The organism is Prosthecobacter sp. GW821-HT29F12 (assembly GCF_058803405.1).
In genome coordinates, this window is the sequence record NZ_CM179517.1 from 281,046 (window position 1) to 302,142 (window position 21,097).

Genomic DNA, 21,097 nt, shown 5'->3' on the forward strand with positions numbered 1-21,097 from the left:
AAGATACACGGGCCTCGGCCGCCGTTTTATCAGAGCCAGTCGCTTACGCGATCACTTCCTTCACCACATGCCCGTGCACATCCGTGAGGCGGAAGTCGCGGCCGGCGTGTCGGAAGGTGAGTTTTTCGTGATCAAGGCCCAGCTGGTGGAGGATGGTGGCATGCAAGTCGTGCATGTGGACTTTGTCCTCCACGGCCATGTGTCCGATGTCATCCGTGACACCGTGGGCGAAGCCGGATTTGAAACCGCCGCCGGCGACCCAGACGGTGAAACCGAGCGGGTTGTGGTCGCGCCCGGTTCCGTTTTTCTCGGCGTAGGGGGTGCGGCCAAATTCACCGCCCCACCAGACGATGGTGTCTTCGAGCAGGCCGCGCTGTTTGAGATCGTAGAGCAGTCCGGCGATGGGTTTGTCCACGGCGGCGGCGTGGTCGCCGTGCTTGGGCAGGTTGGAGTGCTGATCCCAGGCGGGATTGTTCGAGTTGTCGCCGTAATTGACCTGAATGTAGCGCACGCCCTGCTCGGCCATGCGGCGGGCCATGAGGCACTGGCGGCCGTAGTTGTCCGTGGGCTTCTCGTTGATGCCGTAAAGCTTGAGCGTGGCTTCCGATTCACCGCTGATGTCCATGGCGCCAGGGGCATTGTTCTGCATGCGCCAGGCGAGCTCGTAGCTGCGGATGACCGCATCGATGTCCGTGTCTCCGGGCATGGCGTGGGCCGCTTGCTCGGCATTCAGCGCACTGAGCAGTCCGAATTGCTTGCGCTGCTGTTCGGGCGTCCAGATGGCGTTGGTGATGTTTTTGATGCTGGATTCCTTCGCGGGCTGGCCGGAGCGGCCGACGGGCGTGCCTTGGAAAACAGCGGGCAGGAAGGCATTGCCGTAATTGCGCGGGCCACCGTTGCCAAGGCTCGGGCTGATGGTCATGAAGCCGGGCAGGTTTTCGTTTTCCGCGCCGAGACCGTACATCACCCAGGAGCCCATGCTCGGGCGGATGTTGCTGGTGGTGCCGGTGTGCATGAAGAGCGTGGCCGGGCCGTGCGCGACGCCCTCCGTGTGCATCCCATGCAGGAAGCACAGGTCATCCACATGCTGGTTGATGTTCGGGAAAAGATTGGAGGCCCAGCGGCCGGTTTCGCCGTGCTGCTTGAAGTCCCACAGCGGTTTCATTACCCGCTGGAGCGCACCTTTGCCCGTCTTGGCGATGGCGCGGGAGTCCGCCACGTCGATGATCTTGCCGTCGTCTTTAAAGAGACGGGGCTTGTAGTCGTACGAGTCCACGTGGCTCACGCCGCCCTGCATGAAGAGGAAAATGACGCGCTTGGCCTTCGGCTGATGGTGCGGCTTTTTGAGAGCAAGCGGATTGGCCAGTGCCGCCTGACTCTGCGCCATGGCCTGCCACGCGAGGTAGCCGAAGCCACAGCCTGTGGTCTGGAGGAAGTCGCGGCGGGAAGTAAACATGCTGCCTTAACGTCGGCAGGGAGGGGGATTCTTCACGCAGGCACAAAAAAGCGGCACCCGCGAAGGTGCCGCTTCAAGCTTGAGGAATCTCAATTACAGCATCTCTGCCACAAAGGAGCGCTCATCGACGAGTTCCTTGTTGGTGGCGGCGATCTTGGCTTTGGCGAAGTCGTCCATTTCGTAGCTGGTGATGACCTCGTAGGCACCCGGGGTGGTGGTGCGCACGGGCATGCCGGCCCAGACTTCTGGATCGAAGCCGTAGAGGCCGTTGCTCTTCACCGCGATGGAATGGATCGCACCGGGGGTGACGAGGGAGCGGACGTGATCGACAAGGGCGTTCGCGGCGGAGGCAGCGGAGGAGGCGCCACGGGCGGCGATGATGGCAGCACCACGCTTGCCCACGGTTTCCAGGAAGGGACCTTCGAGCCAGGCCTTGTCATTGATGACGTCGGCGGCGGCTTTGCCACCGATGGTGGCGTGGGCGAAGGACGGGAACATCGTGGGGCTGTGGTTGCCGTAGATGAAGATGTCCTTCACTTCGGTGAGATCCACGCCGGCCTTCTGGGCGAGCTGGGTCTGGGCGCGGTTCTGGTCCAGGCGCACCATGGCGGTGAAACGGTCCGGCGTGAGGCGCTTGGCCTGGGAGGCGGCGATCATGCAGTTCGTGTTGGCCGGATTGCCAACGACGGCCACGCGGGCGTCATCAGCGGCCACCGCGTCGATGATTTTGCCCTGCTCGATGAAGATTTTGCCGTTGTCCTTGAGCAGATCGGCGCGCTCCATGCCTGGGCCACGGGGCTTGGCACCCACGAGCAAGATCCAGTTGGCGTCTTTGAAGCCCACGGCGGGGTCGGAGGTCTGCACGATGCCTTTCAGCAGCGGGAAGGCGCAGTCATCAAGCTCCATGGCGACGCCAGCGAGGGCGGCCAGAGGCTTTTCAAAGGGGGCTTCGATGAGCTGGAGGATCACCGGCTGATCCGGGCCAAACATGGCACCGGAGGCGATGCGGAAAAGGAGGGCGTAACCGATTTGACCGGCGGCGCCGGTGACTGCGACTTTGATAGGTGCTTTGGCCATGGATGATTGGGGATGGGGGAGTCATCAGAGCAAGATGCGGCGTGAGGGCAACTGCGGGCTGAGATTCATGGCAGAAAATGCTTGGGCGAAAGACGGAGTCCTGTTATAAATTCGATTTTCCCCAACTTTGATGCTCCTGCAGCCTTTCCCGAAACATCCTGAATCCGTGTTGCCAAGCCGCCTGATCGCTCGCGGCGCTGCTGCGTGCCTGATGCTCATTCTGGGTGGAAATGCGGTCATGACAGCCAGTGCGCAGTCAGTTTCGGCCATGGCCCAGGCCGAAACCCGTCGCCGAGCCACTCAAATCAACACGCTGAATTCTGAAATCGAGCGTGGGTACCAGTTGATCGATCAGCAAAAGGCGGCTGAAGCGCTGACCTTGTTTGAGGAAACCTACAAGGCACTGCCCAATGTCCCCCTCGCCCAGGAGTCACGACAGGCCGCACGCAACGGCTACGTGGTGGCAGGCTGCCTGATGGCCCAGGAATACGCGGCCAAAGGTGATCTTGCCGCTGCGGGCAAAGTGCTGGACCGGCTCCTCGCGCCCGATGTGGCGCCGAAAGACGAGCGGGTGCTGTCGCTCAAGAAACGCCTCGCAGATCCAGACCGCTTTCCTCCCTCGCTGACCGCCAAGCACGTGGACAACGTGGGGGCGGTGCAGACGCTGCTGATCAAGGCCAATTCGTTCCTTCAGATCGGTGATCTGGACAAGGCCATCTCGACTTTTCAGGACGTGTTGAGGATTGATCCCACCAACAGTGCCGCACGCCGTGGCATGGAAAGCGTGGAGCGGCAAAAGCAGAAGTATTATAAGAGCGCTTATGATCAGCATCGTGCCAAAATGCTGGGGGAGGTCACCCGGTCATGGGAAGACCCGGTGCCGCTGACCGACGTGGATCGCAGCTCACTGTTTGGGGCCGGTGCAGCGTCCCTCGTCAACCAACTGAGCGGGAGTGACAAAATCACACAAAAGCTGCGCACCATCACCTTTCCCAAGGTGGAGTTTGACGGGGCCACGCTGGCTGAGGTGGTGGAGCTGCTGCGAGTTCGCAGTCGCGACCTGGATCCCGAGGGCAGGGGGATCAGTTTTGTTCTCAGTGTGCCGCCTGAGGCCCGCGACAAGCAGGTCAGCCTGAATCTTCTCAATGTGCCCATGGAGGAGCTGCTGCGCTATGTGAGCGAGATGTGCGGAGTTGCTTACAAAGTGGATGAGCATGCGGTGACCTTTGTATCCATCAGCGAGCGCAACAATGCGATCGTCACGCGCTCCTTCCGGGTGCCGCCTGATTTTATTCAGAACTCTCCCGGGGGTGACGCTGCTGCCGCTCCGCCGACGGATCCATTTGCCAAGCAGGCTCCGGCTGGCGGGGGGCTGACCATCCGCCGCCTGGGGGCCAAGGAGTTTCTCGAAGCACGCGGCGTGACTTTCCCGGACGGAACGAGCGCCAACTACAGCGCAGCGAACAACACGCTGACCGTTCGTAACACGATCGGCAACATGGAGACGGTTGAAATGATCGTCGAGCAATCAACGAAGGCCACGCCGAAGATGGCCGTGATTCATGTGCGAATGCTGGAAGTGAACCAGAAGAACCTGGAAGAGCTGGGTTTTGACTGGCTCATGGGCGGTGCCGGACTCAATAATAATGTTTTCGTTGGCGGTGGCAGTTCAGGAAATGGAACACCCACCACTGCAGGCAACTACCCATTCAATACTCCCTACGTCGTCCCTCCTCTTACTGTGGGGCCTCAGCAGGTGTTTCCTGCGATTCCAGTTTCTGGAGCTTTTGCCGGCCCGGTGCCTTCTGGCACCAATGCACCTTTCCCCTACGGTGGCGGGCCCCTCACCTCGGGTCTCCGATCGGGTGACTTTGCGGCGACTGCTAATTCCCTTGATAACCTGCTTCAGACGGGTTCTACCACGGGGACAAAGAACGTGGCACCTGGTGTCCTGTCAGTTGCTGGAGTGTTTACCAATCCTCAGTTTCAATCAGTGCTGCGCGCACTTTCACAGAAAAAGGGAATTGATGTCAATGCCTCCCCCAGCGTGACAACTAAGAGTGGTCTCAAAGCGATCGCGGAGGTGACGCAGGAGTTCATTTACCCGACGGAGTTTGATCCGCCCAGACTGCCGCAGGGTGGTGGGCGTATTCGAGTCGGAGCTGCTCAGCAGCAGATGATCGCCACGCCGACAACACCCACCGCCTTTGAAATGAGAAAAACGGGCGTGTTGGTGGAGGTCGAACCCGTGATTTCAGAAGATGGTCGTACTGTGGAGCTCACGATCGCGCCACAAATGACCGTTTTCGAAGGCTTTGTGAATTACGGCTCGCCGATTTATGTGCCTGCAAGTCTCAGCGTCCTCCCCTTCACACTGACAAATGGCAGCACCGGCTACGTTCCTCTCAGCGCGCCTGATGAATTGATCACTCCCAACAAAATCCTGCAGCCGGTCTTCAAAGTGCAGAAAGTGACCACGGCTGTGAAGGTGTACGATGGCGCAACGGTGGTGCTGGGTGGAGTCAAGATTGATAACCGCACCCTGGTGGAAGACAAGGTTCCCATTTTGGGGGATCTTCCTTTTGTGGGAAGGCTCTTCAAGAGCACCACCAAGCAGACGGACACCAAGAACGTCATCATCTTCGTCACCGTGGAGGTGGTGGACCCTTCCGGTCGCAGGGTCAATCGCGACACTGCTGCCGTGGCGCAGTGAACCTGCCTCAGGTGAGGTTTGAGGCGGCGGTTTCGACTGCTGAGATCTGACCGGCCAGTGCGAAATCCAGCGCGGTCAATCCCCCTGCGCTGTGGGTGCTCAGTCGCACGGTGACTTTGCGCCAGCCGACCAGCAGGTCTGGATGGTGATTCATCTCCTCGGCCAACATCGCGACTCGCCGGACAAATTCGATGCCGGTCAGGTAGCTTTTGAAACGGAACTCTTTCACCAGTTCCGCGCCTTCCACCTGCCAGCCGGGGTGGGAGGTCAACTGCTGCTGGACGGCGGATTCGCTCAAAAGCTCCGGTTTCATGGGCGCCAGTATCCGGCGGCAGGTCAATGGCATCAAGCATCGGAATTGCTTTCTTCCCGCCGCTGCATTAGATACTCCGCCCCCCGCCAAGCCAACTGAATGTCCATCTCCCGCACCCGCAATTTCTCCATCATCGCCCATATCGACCATGGGAAGACCACGCTCTCTGATCGTCTGCTGGAGTTCACGCAAACCATCACCGTCCGGCAGCAGCAGGATCAGTTGCTTGATTCGATGGACTTGGAGCGCGAACGCGGCATCACCATCAAGGCGCACCCGGTGTGCATGAACTACAAGGCCAAGGACGGGCAGATGTACAAGCTCAACCTGCTCGACACCCCCGGGCACGTCGATTTCAGCTACGAGGTCAGCCGTTCGCTCGCTGCCTGTGAAGGCGCATTGCTGCTGGTGGATGCTTCGCAGGGCGTCGAAGCGCAGACCGTCGCGAATTTGAACCTGGCCCTGCAGCAGAACCTGCATGTCGTCCCCATCATCAATAAAATCGACCTTCCGAGCGCCGACGTCGAAAAGGTGAAGCGCCAGCTTGAGGACATCCTGCAGCTCTCTTCCGACGAGGCCGTGCCTGCCAGTGCGAAGATGGGCATTGGCATTGAGGACATTTTGGAGGCCATCGTCGCCTTTATCCCGCCGCCGACAGATCCAGGCGACGGCTACCTGCGGGCTTCAGTGTTCGATTCGATCTTCGATCCCTATCGCGGGGTTGTCAGTTATGTCCGCGTCATGTCCGGCACCATCACGCGTGGTCAAAAGGTGCGCCTGATGGCCTCAGGCAACGACTCCGAAATCAAGGATCTCGGCATCTTCCGGCCCAAAATGACAAGTTGTGAAAAGCTGGAGGCTGGCGATGTCGGCTACATCATCGCCAACGTCAAAACGACCGCTGACGTGAAGATCGGCGACACGCTCACCGAGAGCCGCAAACCCGCCCCTGAACCCTTGCCCGGCTTCAAGGAGATCCACCCCCTCGTCTTCAGCGGCATCTATCCCGTCAGCACCGACGACTTCGAGGCGTTGAAGCTCGCCGTTGGCAAGCTCCAGATCAATGACGCCGCCTTCACCTTCATGGCGGAAAGCTCCGCTGCTCTCGGCTTCGGCTTCCGCTGCGGCTTCCTCGGCCTGCTGCACATGGAGATCGTCCAGGAGCGTCTGCGCCGTGAGTTCGACATGGATGTCATCTCCACCTATCCGTCCGTCATTTATGATGTGAGGAAGACCGACGGCACCGAACTCAAGGTGGACAATCCCACCTTCCTGCCGCCGCAGGCGGAGATCGACGAGATCCGTGAGCCTATCGTGAAGGTGAACATCATGATCCCGAACGAGAACATTGGAGACATCATGCAGCTCGTCATGGACAAGCGCGGCGTGGTGAACAACACCGAAACCCTCGACGACCGCCGCGTGCTTCTGCACACCGTGCTGCCACTGAACGAAATCCTCGTGGACTTCAACGACAAGCTCAAGTCCATGACCCGTGGTTACGGCAGCATGGAGTATGAACACGCGGGCACCCAGCCGGCAGAACTCGTCAAGATGGACATTCTCATCGCCAGCGAGCCCGTGGACGCTTTTTCCTGCATCGTTCACCGCAGCAAGGCCGAAAGCCGTGGCCGCCAGCTCTGCGCCAAGCTCAAGGAAGTCATTCCTCAGCAGCTCTTCGTCGTCGCCATTCAGGCCGCCATCGGTGGCAAGATCATTGCCCGTGAGAGCATCAGCGCCATGCGCAAGGACGTGACCGCCAAGTGCTATGGCGGTGACATTTCCCGTAAGCGCAAGCTGCTCGACAAGCAGAAGGAAGGTAAGAAGAAGATGAAAGCCATCGGCAGGGTGAACATCCCGCAGGAGGCGTTCATTGAAGTCTTGAAGACGAACTGATTTGGTTCCCAAGCATGCGGGACTAAATATATTTGCGATATTGAATAGGTGTAATGCTTGGTTGGCAGTATCTGCTTGTGATTAGACGATCGCATCGTTAAACATCTGTATCCACCCGATCCAGTGTCAGGCGCGTCTTTTTCTGATGGTGTCGGTGGCGTCTTTTTAAGATTCAAATGATGTCATGACCAGGCTCTTCATATGGATTTATGCCCTGCTGTTTGTACTGCCTGTGCAGGCAGGTATGCTCTCTGGCACTTATGCCGTTGGACCTGGGGGAGATTATGCCAGCATCGGTGAGGCTCTCAGCGCCATTCAAACCAACGGGCTTTCAGGGCCGATGGTGCTGGAGTTGCAGGCCAGCTACGTGAGCACGGGTGAGACCTTCCCGCTTGTCTTCACCAATCTCGGCACCACCGCCACAAACACGCTGACCCTTCGTCCGCAGGCCGGCGCTGCAGCGCTCTCCATCTCCAGCGCGGATACCACGGCGGCCACGGTGGATCTGAATGGCGCGCAGTTTGTGACGATTGACGGACGGGCCGGTGGTGTGGGGACGGCGAAACAACTTACCATCGCCAACACCAGCACATCCGGCGTGGCTCTGCGCTTCATCAATGAGGCCAGCGGCAACGTCATCCAATACATCACGCTCCGCGGCGTGAACACCAGCGCCACCAGTGGGACGGTCCTCTTCAGCACCACCACAGGTGTGAATGGCAACGACAGCAATACCCTTGACCATTGCGACATCGGCGATGGTGCGACCACTCCCACCAACGGCCTCTATGCGCTCGGCTCCAATAACACCACGGCAAAGAGCAACAGTGGCAACACCGTCTCCAACTGCAACGTCTTCAATTTCTATGCTGCCACCGCCGTGGATGCAGCAGGTGTGCGGATCGAGATCGGAAATACTGGCTGGACCCTCACCGGCAACAGCTTCTACCAGACCGCCAGCCGTGCGGCCGTAGGGGCCAATGTCCGGGCCATCTACCTCAACGACTTCAGCCCCTACCTTAACGACGACAATAACGATGCGTCAGGCAATAATTTTGTCATAAGTGGCAACTTTATCGGCGGCAGTGCGCCTAACGCCGGCGGCACGCCGTGGGCCACGAGCGGCACTACGGCTGCGTATCAGTTTCAGGGCATTCGGACGTTAGTCGGCACCAGCACGCCGAGCAACGTGCAGGGAAACACCATCCAGAATTTCGTCTGGACCAGTTCCTATTCCTCGATCTCTCACCCCGGCGTGTGGTGCGGAATTTATGTGCTGGGAGGTTCCGTGAACGTTGGCACTGTCGTCGGAAACACTATCGGCAGCGGTGCCGGTACGGGGTCAGTATCCATCACCACCTCGGGAAGTGGTGGCACCAGTTTCGGCATTGCCGCCTACGAGTCGTACACAGTCAGCATCTGCAACAACACCATTGGCTCCATGACGGTGAACAGCACCGCCAGCAATGTGGGCACCTCGCTCGTTGGCATCTATGCCCTCAACGGCACGCCAACCATCCGTAACAACGTCGTGGGCAGCCTCACCACGGCGGGCAGCCTCAGCGCCGCCACTTCTTCCACTTACGGGCAGCACGTCACCGGCATCTTGTGTTCCACTGACGGTGCAGTCATCGCGGACAACACCGTGGCCGGTCTCAACAACAACTCCATTGGTGCAGGATATACGATCGGCGTCCAAACCTACTCTGGAGCCAATACCATCACCGGGAATGTGGTGTGCAACTTTTCCACGACAAGCCAGAGCACCGACACCACCACCTTGCAGTCAGTGTGCGGCATCATGATTGACACTGGCACTCTAGGACAAATTGTATCGCAAAATGTCGTGCATTCGCTGGCGAACACGGCGGCTTCGGCGGCAGTGTGTGTGACCGGAATTTACTACGACGGCAACGCTAACGGCGGCATGATCTCACGGAATCTGGTGCACAGCCTCGCGGTCTCATCGACGAATGCATCATCGCAGTTGAATGGGATGTCTTTCTTTGATGGAGCTTTCACCGCGCAGAACAATTGGGTGCGCGTCGGCCTTGATTCGAGCGGGGCCGCAACGGCAGGAGCATCCGTCGTGCGCGGCATCTATGACAATGGCACGACTGCGGGCCGAAACTTTTACCACAACTCGGTCTATGCCGGCGGTACCCAGACCTCCGGCACTGCCAGCACCTTTGCTTTTGATGGCGCCACTGGCGTGACTAATGCCCGCGTCTATCAGAACAACATCTTCGTCAATGCACGCAGCAACAGCGGCGGCACAGGCGGGCACTACGCCGTCCGCTACGGTGGCACGGTCGCCAATTCCACCGGCCTGAAGGCAGACGGCAACATCTTCCTCGCCACGGGTGCGGGTGGCGTTCTCGGCCAGTTCAACGGCGCTGACAGCGCCACCCTCGCCCTATGGCAGTCCGCGACCGGGCAGGATGTCACCAGTGCCATGGTGGACCCGCTCTTCATCAATCCTACCGGCGATGCCGCTTCGGTGAATCTGCACTTGCAGGCCAGCAATCCAGCGGAAGGGGGCGGCGTACTGCTCACCGATGCCCTGACCCAAGCCTCTGTCAGCGCCACCGATGATTTCGATGGGCAGACACGCAGCACGCTTACACCCGCTGATATTGGCGCGGACGCCGGAACCTTCACGTCATCGAGCGGCGATATCTACGCGCCCTCCGTCAGCTATCCACTGCTCAGCAGCGCTTCCTCCGCCAACCGTGTTCTCAACGCCTGGGCCACCATTCAGGACAACAGCGGTGCTGTGTCTGGCGGCGCGAACGCTCCGCGCCTCTACTTCAAAAAAAGCACGGATGCGGATGTCTTTGGAGTGGCCAACGACGCCAGCGGCAATGGCTGGAAGTACGTCACAGCCACCAACAGCACCAGTCCCTTCAGCTTCAGCATCGATTATTCCCTCATCACGGGGGGCGGCGTCACAGCAGGTGATACGGTGCAGTATTTCGTCGTGGCGCAAGACACTGCGAACAACCTCGGCTCCGGCCCAGCGGCAGCAGCTGCCTCGGCAAATCCTGCGGTCCAAAACCTCAGTGCCAAACCCGGCGCTGGAGTGAATTCTTTCAGCATCGTTCCCGCCCTCGGCGGTACGAAGACCGTGGGCAGTGGCGGCGATTATTCCAGCCTCAGCGGTGCAGGCGGACTCTTTGCCGCGATCAATGGCGGCGTGCTCACCGGCAATCTCATCGTCAAACTGACGAGTGACGTCACCGAGGACGGCAGTATGGCTTTGAACCCATGGCTGGAAGAAGGCGCAGGTGGCTACACCCTGACCCTGCAGCCAGACAGCGCGACGATGCGGACCATCTCAGGCAATGTGAACGCAGCGCTCATCAAGCTCAACGGAGCCGATGGCATGACAATCGATGGAAGTTTCGGGGGCAGCGGGCGCTACCTGACCTTTAGCAACCTGAGTGTCGGCACCTCGGCCAGCACGCTGCTTTTTATCAATGACGCCAGCAGCAACACCGTGCGCAATTGCGTCGTGGAAGGTGCCAGCACCAGCACCACGCTCGGCGTCATCAGTTTCGGCGCTGGCACGGTCACGGGCAATGACAACAACATCATCACCGGCTGCCAGGTGCGCGACCTGAGCACTGCCACTGGTGTGCCGAATACGCTGATTGGCTCCTCCGGCAGCTCCGCCGCTGCCAACTCAGGCAACACCCTTTCGAACAATGACCTGTTCAATTTCAACCTGCAGGGCATCCGCTTTTCCTCGTCGGGGAACGGCGCTTGGACGATCTCCAGCAACGAGATTCACGAAGTGAACTCGGCGACCAGCAATAACGCTGGCATTTCCATCCTGGGCGGTGGCACTTACACCATCACTGGCAACTTCATCCACGATCTGCTGACCACGTCAGCTCAGAGCAAAGGCATCAGTTTGACCGGCCTCACGGGTGCCACGATCATACGCAACCGCATCACCGCTCTCACGGTGAACTCGGCCACGACATCCATCCATGGCATCTACGTACTCAGCAGCACCGTGGGGATGCTCAATGTGGTGAATAACCAGATCACGCTCATGCCTGCCTCGCCGACCAGCGTGAGCCTGTTTGGACTTTATTGCGACACGACCGGCACCATTGGCAATACTTTCTTTGCCTACTGTTACTGCAACAGCGTCGTCATCGGTGGCGGCGAAAGCGGTACGCGCAGTTCGTGGGCGGCTTCATGCCTGGGCATGTACGCAGGCATCCTCCGGAACAACATCTTCCTGAATCTCCGTTCCGGACTCGCTGGCAGCCTCAACCTCAAGCCTAATATTTACGCCGCCATCAGCAACAACATCTATGCCGGCACCGGGACAACTGCGGCCAATTTCATGGCCCTCAACAGCCAGCCCATGAGCTTTGCCACCTGGCAGAGTTACGGCGCAGATCAAAACTCGCAGGGCGGCATCGCCGGCAGCGGCAGCTTCACCTCGGCCATGTTTGTGGATGCCGCCCATGGCGACCTGCACCTCGTCCCCGGCGGCGATCCCTTGGTCAATACCACCGGCATTCCTGTTTCCGGAGTCACGGATGACTATGATGGCGAACTGCGAAATACAGCCACGCCCAGCATAGGTTCAGATGAATTTCCACAGCCCGACATCGTCATCACTCAAGCCAGCGTCCTCAAGGATGGGACAGGCGCGGTGGATTTCGGCAGCGTGACGCTCGGCGGCAGCAGCGCAAAGACCTTCACCATTACCAACACAGGCCTGGCGGATCTCACCGGCCTGACCATCACCAGCAGTGGCAGCGATTTTGTCGCCAGCGCTCTGAGTGGCACGACTGTCCCCGTCGGCGGCAGCAGCGTGACTTTTACAGTGACCTTCACACCCGGTGCCGGTGGCATCAAGAGCGGGGGCCTTCGCATCAGCAGCAATGTGAGCGGTGCGAGGAACCCGTTTGATATTTACCTGAGCGGAACGGGGCTGGGTGCCGTCGAGAACTGGCGGCAGCAGTACTTCGGCATCACCACCAACATCGGAAACGCGGCGGACAGCTTCGACTTTGACAAGGACGGGCTGCCCAATCTCATGGAATGGGCCTGCAATCTCAACCCGACCACCGCCAGCCCTCCGCCTGCCGGCGCGGTGCGCAATGGTGCGAACCTTGAGTTCACCTACACCCGCAGCGTGACGGCGCTGAATGCCGGTGCCGTCTTCACCGTGGAGTGGAGCGATACACTGGCCAATGACTGGCAGAGCACGGGAGTCAGCGAAGCCATCCTGTCCGACAACGGCAGCGTGCAGCAAGTAAAGGCGACGCTGCCCGCCGGCAGCGCCGGACACCGCTTCATGCATCTGAAGGTGACGGCTCCGCCTTGAGCTTCCGTATTGGACTTGGAAGGCTTGCATCGCGGCGGGAAATCTGAGACAATTCTTTTGCTGTGACTCCCACCAACCTCAGTCCCGCAGACCAGCAGCGGCTCGATGAGCTTTACGAGCGGCTGCGGGCGTGCAGCGCCCGCAATGTCGGATATCCGACAAACCAGGCATTTGATTACTCGGAGCTGTTCCGCTTTCTTCAATTCAGCATCAATAACGTGGGGGATCCCTTCCACAGTACGAACTACCGTCTTAACACGATGGAATTTGAGCGCGAGGTGCTGACGGACTTCGCCCGCTTCACCCGGGCGCCTGCGGATGAGTGGTGGGGCTACGTGACCAGCGGCGGCACGGAGGGGAACATGTACGGCCTGTATGTGGCGCGTGAGCTGTTTCCAGATGGCATCTGCTACTTCAGTGAGGACACGCACTACAGCGTGGCCAAGGTCCTGCGCCTTCAGCACACGCGGAACATCATGATCAAAAGCCAGCCGGACGGCCAGATGGACTACGCCGACCTGCGTGAAACCCTGCGCATTCACCGAGATGTGCCGCCCATCCTTTTCGCCAACATCGGCACCACGATGAAAGGCGCGGTGGATGATCTGGCAAAGATCCGGGCCATCCTGGATGATCTCGCCATCCCCAATGCTTACATCCATGCGGATGCGGCGCTCAGCGGGATGATTCTGCCCTTTGTGGACAACCCGCAGCCATGGAACTTCGCCGATGGCGCGGACAGCATTTCCATCAGCGGCCACAAGATGCTCGGCTCTCCAGTGCCCTGTGGCGTGGTGATCGCCCGCAAGGCCCACGTGGATCGCATCGCCCGCTCGATCGAATACATCGGTGCGCTGGACACGACCATCGCTGGCTCCCGCAGCGCGTTTTCTCCACTGCTGCTCTGGCACCGTCTGCGCACGCTGGGAGACGCCGGATTGCGGAATATGGTACAAGCCTGTCTGGGGAATGCCGAATATGCCGTGCAGCAATTGTGCGCCCAAGGCATCGACTCCTGGCGGCACCCGAATTCCGTCACCGTCGTGTTTCCCAAACCGCCGCCTTCCATGATGGAGAAGTGGATCATCGCACCACGCAAAAATATCGGCCACCTGATCGTCATGCCGCATGTGACCCGTGCCATCATTGACGATTTTGTCGCAGATTTCGCCGCTGCACTGCAACCCGAGAAACAGAACCCGTCGCCATGAAACAGCTCACCGTCCTTGTACCCAATGAGCTCGGCATCGCTGCCAGACTCACCACCTGCCTGGCCGAACGAGGCATCAACATCGAGGAGATCGATGTCGAGAGCGTGGCGGACCACGGCATTGTAGTGCTCAGCGTGGACCGCTATGACGAGGCCCTGCGCGCGCTCAGCGATCATGGTTTCCGCGTCATCACTCAGGACACCTTGCTGGTGAGGCTGGAGGACAAGCCGGGGGCCCTGGCCGCCGTCGCCCTGCGGTTGAGGGATGCCGGCCTGGACCTGCGTTCCATGCACATCCTGCGTCGCGAGGCATCCAGCACCACCGCCAGCCTCGTTTGTTCAGACAATGCCTTGGCTGCCGAGGTGCTGCGAGACGTGCTGGTGGTGGAGCCCCGGAGATGAATCAATTCCGGTTTGGGTCGATCACAGCACTTGAGCATTGCCCGCCGCTTCTTAGTATCCGTACCCGCCCCCATGTTTTTCCTCACCCCCCGCTACCTCAAGCATGCCAAGCTCCTGCACAAGGGCGTGACGCGCTTCATCAATTACAAGCGCGACATCCTGCCGCCGGCCAAGCTGGAGGAGATCACGGTTTTGCGCAGCAATTTGGAGGACGCCATGCGCGCCAAGGACAAGGCGCGCATCAGCGCCTTGAACGATGAGATCAACAAGGCCTGTGAAAAAGCGCTGCCACACGTGGAGCATTCGGACATCGGCGAAAATGTGGAGGTGTTCTTTGTCGCCATCGTCATCGCGCTGGGTATCCGCAGCTACATCGCGCAGCCGTTCAAGATTCCCACTGGCTCCATGCAGCCGACTCTTTATGGTCTGGTCGCGAATCATACCGACCAGGATGTGACGCCGAATCTTTTTGTGCGGTGCAAGGACTGGGTGGCTGGTCGCAGCTACTACAATGTCCTGGCCACTCGTTCGGGTTTCCTGCGTAAAGACGGGCCTCCTCTCACGGAGCACAGCTACCTCGGCTTTTTCGCGCATTGCCGTCTGCATTTTGAAGATGGCGGCACGCAGTGGATCTGGGCGCCCATGCGCCAGCTCGCCACCGACCCGGATGGCTTTAATCTGGGCATGCAGCGTTACCTGAATCTTCCTGTCCGCGCAGACGGTCAGAACATCACCCCGGATGCGCGGGTGGAACAAAAGCTCGGGGAATCAGGCGGGACCTATGTCACCGAAGGACAGTTGCTGGCGCGCGGCACTCTGGACACCGGGGACCACGTGCTGGTGAACAAATTCGCCTACAACTTCCGCCGCCCCACTCGTGGCGAGGTGTTCGTCTTCACCACGAAGAACATTCGCAGCCCTTACATGCGGGTGAGCGTTGAAGAGGGCTCGCAGCATTACATCAAGCGTCTCGTGGGGGTGCCGGGAGACCGGCTTGAAGTCAAATCACCCGTACTGTGGGTGAACGGCAAACCCGCTGAGGAGTTTGGCATGAAGCGCGTGGGCGCCATGGAGGGCCTGTACAAAGGCTATGGCAACTTCGGCTTCCTTTCAGACGGCACCGTGCGCGAATTGAGCAACCGTGACAATTCCCGCGAATACTGGGCCATGGGAGACAACAGCTACAACAGTTCCGACAGCCGATACTGGGGCTCCGTGCCAGAGCGCAATCTCGTCGGCCCCGGTTTGTTCTGCTACTTCCCGCTGGGAAGGAACTGGGGCCTGATCCGGTAGTTGCGTTGATTTACGCGGGGGACTTGCCCCCGCGTCGAAGACCAGTCTAGTCTTACAGACCTTCCTGGCGGAGGAAGTTCTCCACCCAGGTGATGTCGTACTGGCCGTTCTGGAAGTCGGAGGTGGTCATGATCTGGCTTTGCAGCGGGATCGTGGTCTTGATGCCTTCGACCGTGAATTCTCCAAGTGCACGGCGCATGCGGCGGATGGCGATCTCACGCGTGGCACCGGTAACGATGAGCTTGGCGATCATCGAATCATAATACGGCGGCACGGAATAGCCGGAATAGACGTGGGTGTCCACACGGACGCCGCGGCCACCGGAGGTGTACCAGAGATTGATCTTGCCGGGGCTGGGGGCGAAGTTGCGGGCAGGATCCTCGGCATTGATGCGGCACTCAATGGCATGGCCACGAGGCTGGGCGTCCACCACGTGCTCGCTCAGCGGCAGGCCGGCGGCGATGCGGATCTGCTCCTTGATGAGGTCACAGCCATACACTTCTTCCGTGATGGGATGCTCCACCTGGATGCGGGTGTTCATCTCCATGAAGTAGAAGTTCTCGCACTTGTTATCGACGAGGAACTCGATGGTGCCGCAGTTCTCGTAACCGATCTCCTTGCAGAGCTTCACCGTAGCTTCACCCATGCGCTTGCGCATTTCGGGGGAAATTTTTGGGGAAGGGCACTCTTCGATGATCTTCTGATTGCGGCGCTGCATGGAGCAGTCGCGCTCACCGAGGTGAACGACGTTGCCATGGGAATCGGCCACGACCTGGAACTCGATGTGGTGGGGCTTTTCGACGAGCTTTTCCATGTACATGGAGCCGTCACCGAAGCACTTCATGGCTTCCAAGGAAGCGGCCTGGAAGCTGGACCGCAGAGTGGCTTCATTGAGCACCGGGCGCATGCCGCGGCCGCCGCCACCGGCGCTGGCCTTGACCATGACGGGGTAGCCGATCTTGCGGGCCCATTCGAGGGCCTCCTCTTCTGTGTGAATGATGCCGTCAGAGCCGGGCGTGATCGGCATGCCTGCCTTCAGGGCCGTTTCACGCGCCACGTTCTTGTCACCCATCATGCTGATGACGCGGGCGGAGGGGCCGATGAACTTGATTTTGCACTGAGCGCAGACTTCGGCGAATTCAGCCTTCTCAGAGAGGAAGCCGTAGCCGGGGTGGATGGCGTCCACGTTGGCAATCTCCGCCGCGCTGATGATGCGGCTCATTTTCAGGTAGCTCTCGGAGCTAGGACCAGGGCCAATGCAGATGGCTTCATCGGCCAGGTGAACGTGCATCGAATCGACATCGGCTTCGGAATAAACAGCGACGGTTTTGACGTCGAGTTCTTTACAGGCACGAATGACGCGGAGAGCGATTTCACCACGATTGGCAACGAGGACTTTTTTGAACATGAGTGATCAGAAGGTAGTGGAAGTCTGCTTGGCTGGACCGTCTGCAGGCCCGAATTTGCGGGCCTGGACGTCAAGACAGGGGCAGGGTGGACAATCAGGCTTTCAACTCGAACAGGGGCTGGCCATACTGGACGGGCTTGCCGTCTTCCACGAGGACGCGGACAATGGTGCCACGGGTGTCAGCCTTGATTTCATTCATGACCTTCATGGCCTCAATGATGCAGACATTGCTGTTTTCACCCACGCTGTCGCCGACGTTGGCGATGGGCTTTTCTCCCGGAGCGGCGCTGCGGTAGAAGGTGCCCACCATCGGGGAGTTGATGGTCGGTCCCATGGCTTCGGAAGCGGCGGCCGGAGCCGGTGAGCTGGAGGCGGCAGCGGCTGGCGCGGGGGCTGCAGCGGCTGGAGCCGGGGCGGAGGCATAGGAGACGTGTGAACCGGAGGAGACAGGCATGCTCTGGAGCAGTTCTTTGACGGCCTCCAGATCAGAACCACGGCGGAGTTCAAGTTTGGCGCCTTTTTGCTCGCTGTGGAAATAGGTCAGGTTGTTCTCAGCCATGAGTCCGACGATTTCGCGGATCTGTTTGAGGTCGTAGGCTGAGGACGAAGGGGCGGCGGGGGCTGCTGGTTTGGTAGTGGTACGTTTGGCCATGTCGGGGAGAGTGTGTCAACGAACGGAAGGCGATCATACAAACTCCACCAGATGTGGCAACCACAAAGGCATCCTTGACTTTTAAGTTCGAATCTTTCCCTAACTTTCAAGGAACACGCGGAAATTTGGAAAAATCAGGCTTCCGCTTCTCCACATAGGCGTTTTTGCCCTCTTTCGCCTCTTCGCTCATGTAATAGAGAAGCGTGGCGTTTCCTGCGAGATCCAGCAGGCCCATCTGGCCGTCGCAGTCCGCATTGAGGGCGGATTTGAGGCAGCGCAGGGCCAGCGGGGAGTGCTGGAGCATCTCACGGCACCATTTGAGCGTCTCTTCTTCCAGTTGGTCCAGCGGGACGACCGTGTTCACCAGGCCCATTTCCAGGGCCTGTTTGGCGTCGTACTGGCGGCAGAGATACCAGATTTCACGCGCCTTCTTCTGGCCGACAATGCGGGCGAGGTAGCTGGAGCCGAGGCCGCCGTCAAAGCTGCCCACTTTCGGGCCGGTCTGGCCAAAACGCGCATTGTCTGCGGCGATGGTCAGGTCACACACGATGTGGAGAACGTGGCCGCCGCCGATGGCGTAACCGGCCACCATGGCCACCACGGGCTTGGGCAGGGTGCGGATCTTCCGCTGCACATCGAGGATGTTCAGCCGAGGCACGCCGTCGTCGCCGATGTAGCCGGCATCTCCGCGCACCTTCTGGTCGCCACCGGAGCAGAAGGCCAGGGGGCCTTCGCCGCAGAGGATGATCACGCCCACGCTCCGGTCCTCATGCACGATTTCAAACGCTTCCAGCATTTCCTTCACCGTCAGCGGCCGGAAGGCATTGCGCACCTTCGGACGGTTGATGGTGATCTTGGCGATGCCATCGCTGGTTTTCTCCAGCTTGATGTCTTTGAAAGTTTTGATCGAAGTCCACATGGGGAAGGGAGGGGAGGTTGACGGTGGTTTACGGTTGTTGACGATGGTTGGGCAAACAATCGTCAACTCAGCCTCAGGCGAAGCTCGTGAAGGTGCGCAGTTCGGCAATGCGTGCTGCGATGTCCGCCTTCGTGACCGTCTGCAGCTTGTGCGTGCTGAAAGCTTCGCAGGTGTAGCTGGCGGTGACGCTGCCGTGGACGACGGCGGTCTTCAGGTCTTCGAAGGTCGGCTTGGTCTTGCCGTTGGCGGCGAGCCAGCCGGACAAACCACCGAGGAAGGAGTCACCGGCGCCGGTCGGGTCAAACACGCTGTGCAGGGGGTAGGCGGAGCAGGCGAAGAATTCCTCGGGCTTCTCTCCAAAGAGGAAGCTGCCGTGCTCGCCGCGCTTGACGATGACAAAGCGCGGGCCCTTAGCCTGCAGCTTGCGCCCGGCTTCCACGAGGTTGGTGGTGCCGGCGAATTCCTTGGCCTCGCCGTCATTGATGACGAGGAGGTCGATGCGCTTGAGCACTTCATGCAGGCGCTCATTGGCGATGCTGATCCACAGGTCCATCGTGTCGGCGGTGACGAAGTCGGCCTGAATCTGGTCCAGCATCTGCATCTGGTTGTCAGGGCTCATGTTCGCGGCCACGGCCACCTTGGCGGCTTTGGCGGCGGCGGGCAGATTGGGCTGCCACTGCTCCAGCACGTTGAGGCCCACCTTGTGCGTGGTGCGGCTGTTCATGTCCTCGTGGTATTCGCCGGTCCAGGTGAAGGATTCACCATCGCTGCGCTCCAGGCCTTCCAGCGTGATGCCGTGGGATGCCAGCATGTCGAGATGCGGTTTGGGGAAATCATGACCAATCACGCCCACCAAATGGATCGGCTGGCAGAAGATGCTGGCGGCCAGGGCCGCGTAGCTGGCGGAACCTCCGAGCAGGTTTTCCTGCGAATCCTGCGGGGTTTTGACATTGTCGAGGGCGACGGTTCCGGCGATGACGACTGACATGAGCGTGTATTTGGTTAGATAAGGTGTAATAGTTAGTCCTTGCCTCGCAGGCGGTGGACTTTAACGGTACAGCAGCCAGCGGGGACGCGGATTATCGGTTCCACCTCCGTTGTGTCAATTGCCACTCCGCACACTCTTTCATGCGCCTCAGTCTTTGCTTTTTCATGCTCATCCTCCTTCCCGTGGCGACGGGGGTGCATGCATGGCTGTTTTGCAGTGACAATCTCCCCCCGCTTACCCAGGAGGCCGTGGCGCGCCTGAAGGCCGCCGGGGTGCGGGATCCCGTCGTGGACGTGCGCTTTTTCGACATTGCTGTCAGCGGCGAGGCACCGGACCCGTCCGCCCGTGAGCGGGCGCTGGTGGCCATCCGCAGACTCGTGCCGCTGCGTTTGAAGCCCGGTGCGGAGAATATTCACGTGAAGGCCAGTCTCAGCGCCAGATTGGACCAGGGCACCCTCCGCCTCAGTGGCTGGTTTCCTGAAGGGGGCGAAACGGGCAATGTGCGCCGCCTCCTCGCCGATCTGCGACCCGATCTTGTCATCAATGCCGATGATCTGCACACCTCCCCCGAAGTGAACTGGCCGGAGGGCCTGCGGCCGCCGTTCACGGCCAGCAGCCCGCTGCTCAAGCCGATCATCGACACCCTGCGCGTGCCTGCAGAACTGCACATCAGGGCCAAAGGCGATGCCATCGTGCTCAGCGGACTGCTGCCAGACACCGAATTGAAGGAGGAGCTGGTGGCCGCGCTCGCGGAGGTGGCTGGTGCGCGGGTGGTGGACCCCACAGCACTCCAGGCCAGCCCGCATGTGCTGCCCGCCGCCTTTGCCAAACCGCAACTGCTCACGGCCTTTGTGAACAGTTTTTTCTCCCTGCCTCCACCGCGCACCTTCGACATCAAGAGCGATGGCATCCCGCACCTCACCGGGATGGCGACTCGGCAGCTTGAGAGTGTCTGGCTGGCGTTGTTACGGCCCGTCACCGGCGCTGCCAAAGTGGATGCGCAGTTCACGCTGGTGCCCTCCTTGTATCATTTTCCCGGGTATCAGATTCAGTCCAAACTCCCCCCCGATACCCTAGACTCACTGCGCGAGGTCTTGCGGGACTGTGTGATCATGTTTGATCCCGGCTCGGCGCAAATTCCGCCACAGGAGCAGACCAAGCTCGCCACCCTCGCGTCCACCTTGCTCGCCGCAGGTCCGAGTCTGGGGCTGGTCATCGGCGCACATCCAGATCCCGCCGGACCCGAGAAGGCCGAAAAAGACATCAGCAAAGCCCGCGCTGAAGCTGTGCTGTCCTTCCTCGTTGAGCAGGGCGCACCCACCACGGACATTCATGCCGTGGTGTTTGATCCCGTGCCCGCCGGTTCGCCTGCGGCCCCTGCCAGCCCGCGTTGTGTCGAACTCCTTATCAAATAGCC

The 21,097-nt window shown here is 59.9% G+C and carries 14 protein-coding genes; 7 read left to right on the plus strand and 7 right to left on the minus strand.

The annotated features are described in order from the left end of the window. Window positions 1-43: 43 nt before the first annotated feature. Window positions 44-1,456 carry a DUF1501 domain-containing protein gene (locus tag AC3RLQ_RS01075; protein ID WP_493033520.1) on the minus strand — a complete coding sequence of 471 codons (1,413 nt, stop codon included), beginning with the start codon at window positions 1,454-1,456 and terminating at the stop codon, window positions 44-46. 93 nt (window positions 1,457-1,549) lie between these two features. After that, entirely contained in the window at window positions 1,550-2,533 is a 984-nt protein-coding gene (locus AC3RLQ_RS01080; RefSeq protein WP_422320731.1) for a malate dehydrogenase, read from the minus strand. Between the two features lie 166 nt (window positions 2,534-2,699). Here AC3RLQ_RS01080 and AC3RLQ_RS01085 point away from each other — a divergent pair, with 166 nt between their 5' ends. Beyond that, complete coding sequence (locus tag AC3RLQ_RS01085) at window positions 2,700-5,246, plus strand: Amuc_1098 family type IV pilus outer membrane protein (RefSeq protein WP_493033521.1); 2,547 nt, start codon at window positions 2,700-2,702, stop codon at window positions 5,244-5,246. Window positions 5,247-5,253: 7 nt separating this feature from the next. Here the strand turns inward: AC3RLQ_RS01085 and AC3RLQ_RS01090 are convergent, their stop codons facing one another. Beyond that, window positions 5,254-5,559, minus strand: coding sequence for a 4a-hydroxytetrahydrobiopterin dehydratase (locus tag AC3RLQ_RS01090; protein ID WP_493033522.1), 306 nt, complete (start codon window positions 5,557-5,559; stop codon window positions 5,254-5,256). 99 nt (window positions 5,560-5,658) lie between these two features. Here AC3RLQ_RS01090 and lepA point away from each other — a divergent pair, with 99 nt between their 5' ends. The 5 genes from lepA (at window position 5,659) to lepB (ending at window position 15,713) form a co-directional block, all read left to right on the plus strand. Next, entirely contained in the window at window positions 5,659-7,455 is a 1,797-nt protein-coding gene (gene lepA / locus AC3RLQ_RS01095; protein ID WP_493033523.1) for a translation elongation factor 4, read from the plus strand. 184 nt (window positions 7,456-7,639) lie between these two features. Then, complete coding sequence (locus AC3RLQ_RS01100) at window positions 7,640-12,808, plus strand: beta strand repeat-containing protein (protein ID WP_493033524.1); 5,169 nt, start codon at window positions 7,640-7,642, stop codon at window positions 12,806-12,808. A 62-nt stretch (window positions 12,809-12,870) separates the two neighbouring features. Beyond that, complete coding sequence (locus AC3RLQ_RS01105; protein ID WP_493033525.1) at window positions 12,871-14,019, plus strand: histidine decarboxylase; 1,149 nt, start codon at window positions 12,871-12,873, stop codon at window positions 14,017-14,019. After that, entirely contained in the window at window positions 14,016-14,420 is a 405-nt protein-coding gene (locus AC3RLQ_RS01110; protein WP_493033526.1) for an ACT domain-containing protein, read from the plus strand. The genes AC3RLQ_RS01105 and AC3RLQ_RS01110 overlap by 4 nt, the downstream gene beginning before the upstream one ends. Window positions 14,421-14,492: 72 nt before the next feature. Then, a complete protein-coding gene (gene lepB / locus AC3RLQ_RS01115; protein ID WP_493033527.1) occupies window positions 14,493-15,713 on the plus strand; it encodes a signal peptidase I in 1,221 nt (406 codons plus the stop codon). Window positions 15,714-15,765: 52 nt separating this feature from the next. Here lepB and accC read toward each other — a convergent pair whose 3' ends face one another. From accC to AC3RLQ_RS01135, 4 genes are all read right to left on the minus strand, one after another. Further along, window positions 15,766-17,121 carry an acetyl-CoA carboxylase biotin carboxylase subunit gene (gene accC, locus AC3RLQ_RS01120; protein ID WP_422320607.1) on the minus strand — a complete coding sequence of 452 codons (1,356 nt, stop codon included), beginning with the start codon at window positions 17,119-17,121 and terminating at the stop codon, window positions 15,766-15,768. A gap of 94 nt (window positions 17,122-17,215) precedes the next feature. After that, window positions 17,216-17,773 (minus strand): acetyl-CoA carboxylase biotin carboxyl carrier protein, encoded by a 558-nt coding sequence (gene accB / locus AC3RLQ_RS01125; RefSeq protein WP_493033528.1) that lies wholly within the window; start codon window positions 17,771-17,773, stop codon window positions 17,216-17,218. A gap of 106 nt (window positions 17,774-17,879) precedes the next feature. Further along, complete coding sequence (menB, locus tag AC3RLQ_RS01130) at window positions 17,880-18,692, minus strand: 1,4-dihydroxy-2-naphthoyl-CoA synthase (protein WP_422318109.1); 813 nt, start codon at window positions 18,690-18,692, stop codon at window positions 17,880-17,882. 73 nt (window positions 18,693-18,765) lie between these two features. After that, complete coding sequence (locus tag AC3RLQ_RS01135; protein WP_461528096.1) at window positions 18,766-19,680, minus strand: PfkB family carbohydrate kinase; 915 nt, start codon at window positions 19,678-19,680, stop codon at window positions 18,766-18,768. A 164-nt stretch (window positions 19,681-19,844) separates the two neighbouring features. On the opposite strand from AC3RLQ_RS01135, the gene AC3RLQ_RS01140 reads away from it, so the two are divergent. Further along, entirely contained in the window at window positions 19,845-21,095 is a 1,251-nt protein-coding gene (locus AC3RLQ_RS01140) for an OmpA family protein (RefSeq protein WP_493033529.1), read from the plus strand. Window positions 21,096-21,097: the final 2 nt, after the last annotated feature.